Raw genomic sequence first — 12,220 nt, 5'->3', positions numbered from 1 at the left:
GAACCGGCGCGTGCTGATCGCCGGGGCGAAGTTCGGCGAGGTGTACCTCAACGCCTTTCTGCAGCCCCAGGCGGGCCTTGAACTGGCCGGCCTGCTGGCGCGCGGCAGCCGGCGCGCGCAGCAACTGGCGCACGACTTCGGCATCCCCCTGTACACGAGCCTGGCGCAGGTGCCCGACGACATCGACGTCGCCTGCGTGGTGGTGCGCTCGACCGTGGCGCAGGGCGAAGGCAGCCAGCTTGCGGCCGATTTGCTGCGGCGGGGCGTCCATGTGCTGCAGGAGCATCCCCTGCATCCGGACGACGTGGCCAGACTGCAGGCGCTCGCCCGGGAGCGCGGCCTGGTCTATTGGATCAACAGCTTCTACCCCCATGTTCCGGCGGGACGCTGCTGGATGGAGCGGGCGGCCCGCATCCGCGGCCTGCTGGACGGCCGGATGCCGTGTTCCGCGCACCTGACCACCAGCCGCCAGTTGCTGTATTCGACGCTGGATCTGCTGCTGCAGGCCTGCGGGCTGACGGATGGGAACGCGGTCCGCGTGGAGGCGCTGGACGGCGGGGATGATTGCTTCGTCCCGCTACGGCTCGCGCTGCCCGGCGGATGCCAGGCAACGCTGCGTTTGCAGGCATACCTGGACCCTGCCGACCCCGACATGTTCAGCCTGGTGATGCACCAGGCCAGCCTGGCCTGGCCTGCCGGCTACCTGACGCTGGAAGCCAGCTACGGGCCGGTGCTGTGGACCGGGGTGTTCCATGACCCGCAGCATGGCAGCCCGGAGCGCACGATGTACCGCCATGCCGATGCGGACGGTTGCTACGGGCAACCGGCTTCGATGGTGCTGCACGGTGCGCCCGGAACCTGGCGGGATGCCTTTGAAATCGACGGCGCCGCCGGTGTCGCCCATGTCTTGCGCGCCTTGTGCCGGGTATTGGATGGCGCAGGCGTACCCGCGGGGTTCGGCCCGGCGCACCAGTTGGCGCTGGCCCGTCTGTGGCTTGCCGTGCTGCATGCCGCCCCGCCCGTCGTGGAGCGCCGCCTTGCACCGCCCAGGCGGATCACCCGGGATGACCTGGGGGGCGGCGCCGAACCATGCCGGGAGGCCGCCGGGGGAACGCATGGATAGCTTCCTGCCTTTGTGCGGCGCCCCCGGGCGGGCGGCCGATGCCCTGCACCTCGTGCTGTGCCCCTTCGCCGGCGGGAGCGCGGGCGCGTTCCGCAGCTGGCGGACGCTGCGGCCGGTCGGCATGCAGGTGTCGCTGGCGGTCTATCCGGGGCGGGACCATCGGATGAACGAGGCCTGCGTGGCGAACATCGGCGATCTCGCCAGCCGGGTGCTGGAGGGGATCGAGGCCGAGGGCATCGATCCCCATCGCCTCGTCGTGGCGGGCCACAGCATGGGCGCCCAGGTGGCCTATGAAGTCTGCGCCCGCCTCGAACGGAAAAACCTGCCACCGCGCGGCCTGGTCCTGTCCGCTTGCCACGCCCCGCACCTGCGCGGGCGCCGTCCCCTCAGCCACCTCGAGGATCACGCGTTCCTGGAGCAACTGGCCGCCATCGGCGGCTGCGCGCCGGAACTGCTGGGCGACCCGACGTTGTGGCCCGTGTTCATGCCCATGTTGCGCGCGGATTTCCAGGCGACGGAAAGCTATTGGCAGGCGCAGGCACCGGTGCCCGCCAGACGGCTGCAGACGCCGGCCCTGCTGGTTTACGGCAGCGCCGACGAGGAGGCCTGGCGGGCGGAGGTCGATGCCTGGAAAGCCTGGCTGTGCCATGCGCAGGGGCCGGTTTCCATCGCCGGCGACCATTTCTACGTCACCCGACGCCCCAGGGCCTTTCTGGAGCACGTCGGGCGCTGTTTCGAATCGAGTCTCGCGCCTATTCAGGCGAGCGCTTTCAGGTAAGAGAGGTTCCCATGGCATCCGACATGTCTTTTCCGCACGTACAGAATCGCAGCGCATCACTCCCCCTGGGGCACTGCCTGACCCAATGGGCGCGTGACCACGGCGCGCGCGTCGCCCTGGTCGACGAGTCCGGCGAACGTCTGTCCTATTCGGCACTGCAGGAGCGCGCCGAACGCCTTGCCGGCGGCCTGTACGCGGCCGGCTTGCGCTCCGGCGAGTACGCGATGATGCAGATGCCCAACACCTTCGGCTTCTTCGTCGCGTTTTTCGCACTGCTCCGGCTGGGCGCCATCCCCGTGATGGCGATGCCCAACCAGCGGGAGCAGGACGTCGATGCCTTGATGGCGCTGGCCCGTCCCGCGGCGTACTTCATTCCGGACGATGCCGGGAACCACGATTACCTGGCGCTGGCGGAAAGGATGCGGGGCAGGCACGAGGGCCTGCGGCTCGTCGTCGTGGACGGGGCCCCCGAAGACCGGAGGGACGCGCTGATACTGGGCAACCTGCAAGGGCCGGCATGCCCCTGGCCCGGGCACGGCGCGCGGGATACGGCGCTGCTGCTGCTTTCCGGCGGCACGACGGGCACCCCCAAGCTGATCCCCCGCACGCATGGGGATTACTTCTACAACTTCAGCGCTTCCGCCGAACTGTGCGGATTCAGTGCCGACATGGTCTTTCTGGCCGTGCTGCCGGCGGCCCACAACTTCACGCTGGCGTCCCCCGGCGTGCTGGGGACCTTCCAGTGCGGGGGAACGGTGGTGACGACGACGTCCGCCAGCTGCGACGAGGCCATGCCGCTCATCGAGAGAGAACGCGTGACGCATGTGGCCCTGGTTCCGCCGCTGGCGAAGCTGTGGGTGGAGGGCCGCGAATGGGAGGACAGCGACCTTTCGAGCCTCAAGCTGGTGCAGGTTGGCGGCGCCCGCCTGGAAGCGGGATTGGCAAGGCAGTTGCTCGACACCCTGGGCTGCCCGTTGCAGCAGGTGTTCGGCATGGCCGAGGGGCTGCTGTGCTACACGCGCCTCGACGATCCGCTGGAAACCATCATCCATACGCAGGGCCGGCCGTTGTCGCCGGAGGATGAAATCCGGCTCGTCGATGAGGAGGACAGGGAAGTGCCCGAGGGGCAGACCGGACAACTCCTGACCCGCGGGCCGTACACGATCCGGGGCTATTTCCGTGCGCCGGTACAGAACACATCGAGCTTCACCGAGGATGGTTTCTACCGTTCCGGAGACCTGGTGCGCCGCGATGGAAACGGCAACCTGGTCGTGGAGGGCCGCATCAAGGAACAGATCAACCGCTGCGGCGAGAAAATCTCCGCGGCCGAAGTGGAAGAAGCGTTGAGCGCACTGCACGGCGTACATGCCGCCGTTGCGGTCGGCGTCCCGGACGCCCTGCTGGGCGAGAGGATTTGCGCTTTCATCAAGCCGGAGGGCCAGGAGATCGATCCGGTCGCCATCAAGGCAGCGCTGCGCGAGCGTGGCCTGAGTGGCTACAAGGTGCCGGATCAGATCGAGACCATCGCGGAGTGGCCGCTGACCGCAGCCCGGAAAATCGACAAGCGCCGCCTGGTCACCATCGCAACGCAACGCGCCTCGGGAGAGCCGGCGTCCACGCCCTTGCGTTACCGGCGGGAATCGGTGCCCATCCAGAGCGAACCCTTCGAGATGGCGGTGAAGCTGGCCCGCCATCTCGAAGCGGACCGCTACGTGCTCTATGAGCGGCATGGCGAATGGGCGCTGGGCGTGGATTGCGCGATGGAGATCGCCGTCGATGCGGACGGCACCGTTCGGCGCAGCGACGGGAAATCCTGGCGGGCCGCTTCACCCGGCGCGGGCATCGAGCAGGCGCTGGCGGATCTGCCGTTCGAGGATTGGCGTGCCTACGGCAGGGCCGACTTTGAATTCGCCTACCTGACCTACGGCATCGAAAACACGGTCCATCCCGGCCCCTTGCTGAAGATCGCGATTCCGCGCAGTGAAATCCGTATCCGACAGGGCGCGGCGCAGTTGCGCGCATTGGATGTCGAGGACATGGCCCGGCTGACGGAGGCGATCCACGCGGCGGACGGGGAGGCGCCGCCCCGGTGCGGCACGCCGACCGGGATGGACGTGCGTTCGAGCGGCTGCGGGCAGTATCAGCGGCTGGTTGCCTCGGCGGTGGCGGAAATGCAGGCCCGCCTTTACCAGAAGGTCATCCTTTCGCGCGCGGTGGATGTTCCCGTCGCCATGGACATGGTGGCCAGCTACTACGCGGGGCGGCGGTCCAATACGCCGGCGCGTTCCTTCCTGCTGAAGGACGGCGAATTCCAGGCGTATGGCTTCAGCCCGGAAATCGTCGTCGCGGTCGATGCCGATGGCAACGTGACGACCCAGCCGCTGGCCGGCACGCGCGCCTTGACGGGGAGCCGGGAGACGGACCAGCGGCTCAGGCGCGAGCTGGAGTCCGACGTCAAGGAGATTGCCGAGCATGCGGTCTCGGTGAAACTGGCGGTCCAGGAAATGTCGGCGGCCTGCCGGGTGGAATCCGTCACCGTGGATGAGTTCATGACCGTGCTGGAACGCGGCAGCGTCCAGCACCTGGCCTCGCACGTGAAAGGCGTGCTGGCGGCGGGCGCCAGTGCGTGGACGGCTTTCGAGAAGCTGTTCCCCGCCGTGACGGCCTCCGGCATACCGAAGAAGGAGGCGCTGGAAAGCATCGTCAGACACGAGGGCCGCAAGCGCGGGCTCTACAGCGGATGCGTGCTGATCGCCGACAGTGACGGTGCGCTGGATGCGGCCCTGGTGCTGCGTTCCGCCTACCGCGACGGGGAGCGCTATTGGCTGCAGGCCGGAGCCGGTCTGGTGCCGCATTCGACGCCGGAACGCGAATGGGAGGAAACCTGCGAAAAACTGACCTCCGTGGGCCCCTATCTGCATGCGGTGGCGGACTAGGGCGTGTTCATTTATGGAGGCGTGGTCTCCGGACATCTCGAAAATGCTGGGCTTGCCGCAGGATGTAACGCTGTCGGGGATTTCGATTCCAGCAGTGCGGGAGGCGATGGAAGAACCGTTGCCTCCCGGTCCAGCCCTGCGGTTCGCGCTCGAAGACATGAGCGCCAAGCGTCGAACCGAGTTCGCGGCAGGCCGAATCTGCGCCGCCCGCTCTTTGCGGAAGCTGGGGGTGATCGCGGAATTCCCGTTGCCCGTGCGAGACCGGCTGCCGGTATGGCCATCCGGCGTGTTGGGCAGCATCAGCCATTGCGCCACGATGGCGGTGGCAATGACGGCCATGAAATCCAGATACTGTGCGCTCGGGGTGGACGTGGAATCATTGATCGACCCCGGCGTTGCGCTGGAGATCCAACCGAGCGTTTGTCGCGATGGCGAGTGGATTGGCCTGGAAAACCACGTGCCATGCCGGGCACGGTCGGTGACGCTGCTCTTTTCAGCGAAGGAGGCGCTGTACAAGGCGCTGTACCCACTGACAGGCAGGTTCGAGGATTTCCACGCTGCCGAATTCTGCGGCTGCGAAGCCGGGGCGTTGGTGCTGCGGCTGACCCACGACTGGACTTCCTGCTGGCGCGCCGGCACGAGAATAAGGGTCCGTTATGCCTGGCTGGACCGGATGGTCGTTTCCGCTGCATTCATCCCCGGCAAACCTTGACGGGAGGCTGGCACTCAGCTTGCGCTTTGGCCCGTGATCGAAAGGAGCGGCGGCGCCTGCTCAGGCGCCGGACTGGTTGGCAGACAAACCATCCAGGCAGTTGCGCACCCGCGTGCGATTGAACGCCAGCAGCAGCAACGCCCCGAGCAGCGCCGAAATGGCGAACGCCACCAGCACCCAGGACGGCCCATGCCCGGCGGCCAGGATCTGCCCGCCGAGCGCCGGGGCGATCACCGCGCCGAGGCGGCCGATGCCCAGCGTGACGCCGATGGCCGCTGCGCGATGGCACGCCGGGAAGGCATCGGCGACCAGCGCATTGACCAGGTTCTGCGCGCTGATCGCGCTCATCCCCAGCAACGCGATGGCAGCGAACAGCCCCCAGCCCGGCAGCGTGCGCGACGCGATGGCCAACAGGCAGAACGCGGCGACCAGCCCCGCAACGATGGCCACCGGCCGCGTACCCAGGCGGATCGCCAGGCTGGCGGTCAGCAGGGAGCCGGCGATGGCGCCGGTGTTCAGGGTGAACATCAGCTGCATGGCGCCATAGAAGGAGATGTCGAATTCGCGCATCAACTGGGTCAGCCAGGTGCTGATGCCGTACCAGGTGAGCAGATCGGCCAGCGTCGCCAGCACGCCGATCAGCAGCACCGGCCGGCTGGAGCGCTTGAACACCGCGCGCCAGTCGCCCTTCGCCGGCTCCGCCATCACGGCGCGGCCGGCGCGCACCACGGCCGGGGCGACGACCACGATCAGCACCAGCCCGAGCAGGCCGCCGGCCAGGAACAATGGCCGCCAGCCGCTGGCCGGGATGATGTAGCGCGACACCACCGCGGCCAGCATGCCGCCCAGCGGCATGCCGGACATGACGATGCTGATCGCCAGCGCACCGTGGCGCGGCTGCACGTGGGCGCGCGCCAGCGACAGCGCGGCCGGCAATACCACGCCGAGGCCCAGGCCGGCGACGAAGCGCAGCGCGCCCAGCTGCCAGCCGTCGTTCACCAGCGCGATCGCGGCGGTGGCGGCGGAGAAGGCGACGAAGCCGGTCAACGCCACCCGCGCCAGCCCCAGCGCAGCCACTGCCTTGCCGGCCGCCAGCCCGCCCAGCAGCATGCCGGCGAAGGCCATGCTGCCGATCATTCCCGCGCCGGCCTTGTCGATGTCCATGGACACGTCCATCAGCAGGGATGGAATCGCGTTGCTGTAGATCAGCAGGTCGAAGCCTTCGGCCAGCATGATCAAAGTGCAGGCCGCGACGACCGCCCATTGGCTGCGCGTGGCATCGGCGAAAACGGGGGCGGCGGTCGAAGTGGTGGTCGTGGCGTTCATGGGGTGCGGAAGGCGGGCAAAGGATTCCGGGCGGGATGGCACTTGCATCCGGACGAATGGCTTGCCCGGCTGGGTTCGGATTCTAATACGGAATCATTATCATTTCACCCGTAAGCCGCCCGAACCGCCTCTTTCCGCCTATCTCCGCCCTTCCTCCCCGCGCCCCCGGTCGTGAAGCCTGCCGATCCGCGCGCCGAGCATCGCCCAGCACCCCGCGATCAGCGCGCCCATCACCGCCGCCGCGCCGGCGACGCCGATGGCCGACACCGCCGTGTTCAGCCACGCCGACAGTGCGTCCCCGCCGCGGTACACGAAGGTGTCGATGGCGTTCTTGGCCTTGTACTTGGTCTCGGCGTCGAGCGGCGCGAACAGCATTTCCCGCCCCGGCCGCACCAGCGCGTACTCGCCCACCCGGCGCACCACCATGACGAACACCAGCGCCGGAAAGGTGGCGACGAAGGCCAGCAGGCCAAAGCCCAGCACCATGGTCACCGGCACCGCGGTGAGCAGCACCACCACGCCCAGGCGGCGGGCGAGCAGGCCGGTGAGGAAGAGCTGGATGAAGATGGTGGAAGCCTGCACCACCGCGTCGATGGCGCTGAACACCTGGGTCTGCCGCGTGCGGTCCGGAAAGGTCTCCGCGACGATGCGCGCCTGCTCGAAGTACAGGAAGGTGCTCACCGAGGTCAGCAGCAGCACGAACACGGCGATGGACAGCAGATAGGGCGAGGCCAGGATGCGCTTCAGCCCGCCCCAGATCGAGCCGCCGATGCGCTCCGGCGTGACCACATCGGTGCGCGGGCCCAGGCGGTCGCGCCAGCGCAGCAGCGCGGCCACGCACGCCAGCGTGCTCAGCAGCAGCGCGGTCGACAGGAACAGCAGCCCCGCTTCGCCCAGCGGCGCCACCAGCAGGCCGCTCAGCAGCGGCCCGGTGAGCCCGCCCAGGCTGGCGCCGGCGGCGATCTGGCCGTACATGCGCTGGCTCTGGTCCTTGTCCAGCAGGTCGGACAGCAGGCTCCAGGCGATCGAGATGACGAACAGGTTGAACACCGACACCCAGACGTAGAAGGCGCGCCCCACCCATACGCTGCCGGGGTCCAGCCACAGCGACACGGCGAAGCCCGCCATGACCACCGCCGAGAACGTGTAGCTGACCGGCAGCAGGCGGCGGCGCGGCAGGCGCGCGGCCACCCAGCCGTAGACCGGCACCACCACCAGGGTGGCGACGAAGGTGGCGGTGAACAGCCATTGCAGGTTGCGCACCCCGCCGGCGATGCCGAAGGTCTCGCGCACCGGGCGCAGCATGAAGTAGCTGGTGAACAGCAGGAACAGCAGCAGAAAGCCGAACACCAGCGCGGCGCGCTCCTGCGGGCGCACCGCCAGCAGCTTGAAGCGCGCTTTCAGGCCGGCCCCGCCTGGCGCGGCGGGATCAGAGCGCATCGACCAGGGCTTCCATGCGCCGCCGCAGGGCTTCGTCCGGCAGGGGGGGGCGCGCCGCGCCCAGGTTGTCCTCCGCGTAGCGCACCTGCGCGGTGCCGGGAATGGCGATCGGCCCGGCCGGGTGGGAGACGATGTACTTGAGGAAGAACTGCGCCCAGGTGGCGGCGCCGAATTCCGCCGCCCAGTCCGGCAGCGGCCTGCCCTTGGTGGCTTCGAACAGCCGGCCCCGGCCGAAGGGCAGATTGATCATCACCGCCAGCCCCTGCTCCCGGGCCAGCGGCAGGATGCGTTCGGCGGCCTTGCGGTTGTCCAGCGCGTAGTCGATCTGGATCACGTCCAGCTTCTGGCGGCGCATCATGGCTTCGAAATCGGCGTGCTGGCGTTCGAAGGAGGTGGTCGCGCCCAGCGCGCGGATGCGCCCGGCGGCCTTCAGATCGCGCAGGATGTCGAGCTGGTTGTCCACGTCGCGCAGGTTGTGCACGGCGATCAGGTCGATGCGCTGCGTACGCAGGTTGGCGAAGCTGCGCTCGATCTCCGCCAGCCCCTCTGCGCGCGAACTGACGCCCACCTTGGTGGCCAGGAACAGGCGGTCGCGCACGCCCAGCTCTTCCACCAGCTGCCCGACCACCGCCTCCGCCCGGCCGTAGGACGGCGCGGTGTCGATCACCTGCCCGCCCAGTTCGACGAAGCGGGCGATGGTCGCACGCAACGCATCGAAATCCGCCGCGCTCTGCGGATCGGCATAACGCCGCGCGGTACCGATGCCGATCACCGGCACATCCTGGTCGGCGCCGGGAATCCGGGCCGTGACGAGTGTGGAAGCGCCGCGTTCACGGGCCCACAGGGGAAGCGGGAGGCCGGCAGCCAGGGTCACGGCCAGGGCGCCACCGGCGCCGAGCAGGGTTCGACGATGCATGCGTTTCTCCTTGCGGATCACAGGGATGATCAAGCGTGCCACGCCGGGAACGACATTCGGCCGGCGGAGCGGACAGCAGCGGGCGCGGTATTTTCATATTGGACCAGGTTGCCGGCACTGCCCAGCAATCTCTAGGAGCCTCGGCGCCCGGGCGTGTTCCCGGCATCTGCACATCCCGGCGTTGCGCCTCCTTGCAGGGACCCGGCGTTGCCACGTCGCCGTGCCTCGATCTGCACCCGATTGGGCGGCGGCGCGACCGCCGCACAGATACCGGGAACACGCCCTAGGCTCCAGGCGACGAATCCGCCGCCCAGGCCGGCCGGCGCAGCGCATCCACCAGGAAATCCACCAGCCGCCGCACCTTCAGGGGCAGTTGCTTGCGCGTCGGGTAGATCGCGTAGATGCCCAGCGTGGCCGCCTGGAATTCCGGCATCAGTTCCACCAGGCGCCCGCTGCGCAGGTCTTCGTACACCAGGAAGTCCGGCTGCAGGATGATGCCCTGATGGGCCAGCGCGGCCGCCCGGCAGGTATCGCCGTTGTTGGCGTGGATGCGCGAGCGCGTGCGCACCGCCACCTCGCCCTCGGGGCCGGTGAAGCTCCATACGTCGCCGGCGGCCCAGTAGCTGTACGAAATCAGGTCGTGCCGGGCGAGATCCCGCGGATGGGCCGGGGTGCCGCGCGCGGCCAGATACTCCGGCGAGGCGCACGGCACGATGCGCGTCCGCGCCAGCATGCGGCTGACCAGGTTGGAGTCGGCCAGCCGGGCGATGCGCACGACCAGGTCGTAGCCTTCCTCGACCAGGTCGACGACGCGGTCCGACAGCACGATGTCCAGCGTCACCTGCGGATTCTCGGCGGCGAAGCGCCCCCACAGCGGCGCCAGGTGCAGGGCGCCGAAGGTCTGCGGCGCGCCGATGCGCAGACGGCCCTGGACGCGCCCGGTGGCGGCGCCCACCTCGGCCTCGGCTTCCAGCACGGCCTGCAGCACTTCCTTGCAGCGCTGGTAGTAGATCTGCCCTTCGTCGGTGAGCGACAGCCGACGCGTGGTGCGCTGGAGCAGGCGGGCGCCCAGATGCGCCTCCAGCTCGGCGACGTGGCGCGAGACGGCGGGCTTGGACAGCGCCACCGCGTCCATGGCGCCGACGAAGCTGCCCGCGTCGACCACGGCCACGAAGGTCTTCATGGCTTGCAGCAAATCCATAGTCTCGAATTCCAAAACAACATGTGCAAATTATCCGCATTTATCTTGATCTTCAACATCAATAAAGTTGCGGACAGGCCAGCACCGTGGCTGACAGCGGACCGCCGGACATGCCGGCCCCGCTCTCCAATCGACACATTGCAAAGGATCTTCATCATGGACATCACCATCGTCGGCGCCGGCAACATGGGCTCGGGCTTCGTCCGGCAACTCGCCAAGGCGGGCCACAAGCTGCGCGTCACCGCGCGCGACCTGTCCAAGGCCCAGGCCCTGGCCGCCGCCCACCCCGGCGTGCAGGCCCTGCCGGCCGCCGAGGCGCTCGGCGACTCGCAGGTGGTCATCGTGGCCACCGGCTACGCCGATGCCGTGCCGGCGCTGCGCGCGCTCGGCTCGCTTGACGGCCGCATCGTGGTGGACATCACCAACCCGCTGACCGCCGACTACATGGACCTGACGCTGGGCTTCGAGACCTCCGCCGCCGAGGAAATCGCCAAGGCCCTGCCCGGCGCCCAGGTAGTGAAGGCGTTCAACACCGTGCTCGCCCAGGTACTCGCCGAAGGCCCCGCGTTCGCCGCCGGGCAGACCGTGCCGGTGTTCTATGCCGGCGACGACGAACGCGCCAAACAGACCGCACGCGTGCTGATCGACAGCATCGGCTTCAAACCGGTGGATGCCGGCCCGCTGAAGAACGCGCGCTATCTGGAACCGGTGGCCGGGCTGAACATCTACTTCGCCTACGGCGCCGGCCACGGCACGCAGATCGCCCCCACCTGGATTCACCGCAACTGACCCACCCCCGCCCGCTCCGCCCGATGGAACACGGCGCGTTCGCGGCCGGCCAAGGAGAACACACCATGCGACTGCCCAGCCTCTTCGTTTCACACGGCGCCCCTACCTTCGCGCTGCAGCCTGGCCAGGCCGGCCCGCTGCTGCGCGGCATCGGCGCACGCCTGCAGGCCCTGCCCGGCATCCGCGCAATCCTGGCGGTGTCTCCGCACTGGCGCACGCGCGGCCTGCGCATCGGCGCCAGCGCCCGGCCGGCGACCATCCACGACTTCGGCGGCTTCCCCGCGTCGCTGTATCGACTGCAATATCCGGCGGCCGGCGCCCCGGAGATCGCCCGGGAAGTGGCCGGACAACTGGCGCGGGTCGGTCTGGACGCAACGCCGATCAGCGACCAGGGGCTGGATCACGGCGCCTGGGTGCCGCTGATGCACCTGCTGCCCTCGGCGCCGCTGCCGGTAGTGCCGATGTCGCTGCCCATCGAACTGAGCGCCGCCGACGCGCTGGCCCTGGGCCGGGCGCTGGCGCCGCTGCGCGAGCGCGGCATCCTGATCGTCGCCTCGGGCGGGCTCACCCACAACCTGTACGAATTCCGCCAGTCGGAAAGCGAAACGCCGGAAGACTACGTGCTGGAATTCGTGCAATGGGCGCGGCGCGCGGCCCTTGCGCACGACGAAGCGGCGCTGGTCGATTTCCGCCACGCCCCGCACAGCCGCCGCGCGCATCCCACCGACGAGCACTACCTGCCGCTGCTGGTAGCCCTGGGCGCCAGCGCGGCCGGCGAGCCGGTGGAAGTCATCGACGGCGGCGTGACCTACGCCGTGCTGTCGATGGAAGGCTATGTGTTCGGCGATCTGCCGGACACGGTGGCCGGCGCGGCGGCGGATTGAACCCGGCGCATGGGCTTCGGCAGGTTCCGGCGTACCAAGGTCTGTTGACATTCGTTTCATGGGTCGCGCTCGGCCGAGCCCTTCGGGTTGTGTCCAAACGCCCCCGCTACGGCGT

10 protein-coding genes are annotated in these 12,220 nt (G+C 68.9%); 6 read left to right on the top strand and 4 right to left on the bottom strand.

Annotated features, from left to right (window positions below; genetic code table 11):
• Nucleotides 1–10 precede the first annotated feature (10 nt).
• From E6C76_RS12115 to E6C76_RS12100, 4 genes are read left to right on the top strand one after another with little or no spacing between them, the layout of a single operon-like run.
• Nucleotides 11–1,123 carry a Gfo/Idh/MocA family oxidoreductase gene (locus E6C76_RS12115; RefSeq protein WP_211090200.1) on the top strand — a complete coding sequence of 371 codons (1,113 nt, stop codon included), beginning with the start codon at nucleotides 11–13 and terminating at the stop codon, nucleotides 1,121–1,123.
• The gene (locus E6C76_RS12110; protein WP_136348502.1) at nucleotides 1,116–1,901 is read left to right on the top strand and encodes a thioesterase II family protein; all 786 of its coding nucleotides are present in this window, start codon (nucleotides 1,116–1,118) and stop codon (nucleotides 1,899–1,901) included. Before E6C76_RS12115 ends, E6C76_RS12110 begins: the two co-directional genes overlap by 8 nt.
• An 11-nt stretch (nucleotides 1,902–1,912) precedes the next feature.
• Complete coding sequence (locus E6C76_RS22625) at nucleotides 1,913–4,837, top strand: salicylate synthase (RefSeq protein WP_211090199.1); 2,925 nt, start codon at nucleotides 1,913–1,915, stop codon at nucleotides 4,835–4,837.
• Nucleotides 4,838–4,880: 43 nt separating this feature from the next.
• Nucleotides 4,881–5,549, top strand: coding sequence for a 4'-phosphopantetheinyl transferase family protein (locus E6C76_RS12100; protein ID WP_168734328.1), 669 nt, complete (start codon nucleotides 4,881–4,883; stop codon nucleotides 5,547–5,549).
• Between the two features lie 60 nt (nucleotides 5,550–5,609).
• Here E6C76_RS12100 and E6C76_RS12095 read toward each other — a convergent pair whose 3' ends face one another.
• The 4 genes from E6C76_RS12095 to E6C76_RS12080 form a co-directional block, all read right to left on the bottom strand.
• Nucleotides 5,610–6,875 (bottom strand): MFS transporter, encoded by a 1,266-nt coding sequence (locus E6C76_RS12095; protein WP_168734327.1) that lies wholly within the window; start codon nucleotides 6,873–6,875, stop codon nucleotides 5,610–5,612.
• Nucleotides 6,876–7,013: 138 nt separating this feature from the next.
• A complete protein-coding gene (locus E6C76_RS12090; RefSeq protein WP_136348499.1) occupies nucleotides 7,014–8,315 on the bottom strand; it encodes an NTP/NDP exchange transporter in 1,302 nt (433 codons plus the stop codon).
• Nucleotides 8,305–9,231, bottom strand: a complete 927-nt coding sequence (locus E6C76_RS12085) for an aldo/keto reductase (RefSeq protein ID WP_136348498.1) — start codon at nucleotides 9,229–9,231, stop codon at nucleotides 8,305–8,307. The genes E6C76_RS12090 and E6C76_RS12085 overlap by 11 nt, the downstream gene beginning before the upstream one ends.
• A gap of 283 nt (nucleotides 9,232–9,514) precedes the next feature.
• Nucleotides 9,515–10,432 carry a LysR family transcriptional regulator gene (locus E6C76_RS12080; protein ID WP_136348497.1) on the bottom strand — a complete coding sequence of 306 codons (918 nt, stop codon included), beginning with the start codon at nucleotides 10,430–10,432 and terminating at the stop codon, nucleotides 9,515–9,517.
• Nucleotides 10,433–10,588: 156 nt separating this feature from the next.
• On the opposite strand from E6C76_RS12080, the gene E6C76_RS12075 reads away from it, so the two are divergent.
• Nucleotides 10,589–11,221, top strand: coding sequence for an NADPH-dependent F420 reductase (locus E6C76_RS12075; protein WP_136348496.1), 633 nt, complete (start codon nucleotides 10,589–10,591; stop codon nucleotides 11,219–11,221).
• Nucleotides 11,222–11,286: 65 nt separating this feature from the next.
• A complete protein-coding gene (locus E6C76_RS12070) occupies nucleotides 11,287–12,105 on the top strand; it encodes a dioxygenase family protein (RefSeq protein WP_136348495.1) in 819 nt (272 codons plus the stop codon).
• Nucleotides 12,106–12,220 lie beyond the last annotated feature (115 nt).

Source organism: Pseudothauera nasutitermitis (assembly GCF_004801295.1).
Lineage (GTDB): Bacteria > Pseudomonadota > Gammaproteobacteria > Burkholderiales > Rhodocyclaceae > Pseudothauera > Pseudothauera nasutitermitis.
Note: the sequence above shows the minus strand (reverse complement) of the source record. Positions and strands in the feature narration are given on the sequence as shown.

What these genes read in the sequence shown, in the direction of transcription:
- E6C76_RS12110 (WP_136348502.1), top strand. Translation starts at nt 1,116, where the DNA reads ATGGATAGCTTCCTGCCTTTGTGCGGCGCCCCCGGGCGGGCGGCCGAT.
- E6C76_RS22625 (WP_211090199.1), top strand. Translation starts at nt 1,913, where the DNA reads ATGGCATCCGACATGTCTTTTCCGCACGTACAGAATCGCAGCGCATCA.
- E6C76_RS12100 (WP_168734328.1), top strand. Translation starts at nt 4,881, where the DNA reads ATGCTGGGCTTGCCGCAGGATGTAACGCTGTCGGGGATTTCGATTCCA.
- E6C76_RS12095 (WP_168734327.1), bottom strand. Translation starts at nt 6,875, where the DNA reads ATGAACGCCACGACCACCACTTCGACCGCCGCCCCCGTTTTCGCCGAT.
- E6C76_RS12090 (WP_136348499.1), bottom strand. Translation starts at nt 8,315, where the DNA reads ATGCGCTCTGATCCCGCCGCGCCAGGCGGGGCCGGCCTGAAAGCGCGC.
- E6C76_RS12085 (WP_136348498.1), bottom strand. Translation starts at nt 9,231, where the DNA reads ATGCATCGTCGAACCCTGCTCGGCGCCGGTGGCGCCCTGGCCGTGACC.
- E6C76_RS12080 (WP_136348497.1), bottom strand. Translation starts at nt 10,432, where the DNA reads ATGGATTTGCTGCAAGCCATGAAGACCTTCGTGGCCGTGGTCGACGCG.
- E6C76_RS12075 (WP_136348496.1), top strand. Translation starts at nt 10,589, where the DNA reads ATGGACATCACCATCGTCGGCGCCGGCAACATGGGCTCGGGCTTCGTC.
- E6C76_RS12070 (WP_136348495.1), top strand. Translation starts at nt 11,287, where the DNA reads ATGCGACTGCCCAGCCTCTTCGTTTCACACGGCGCCCCTACCTTCGCG.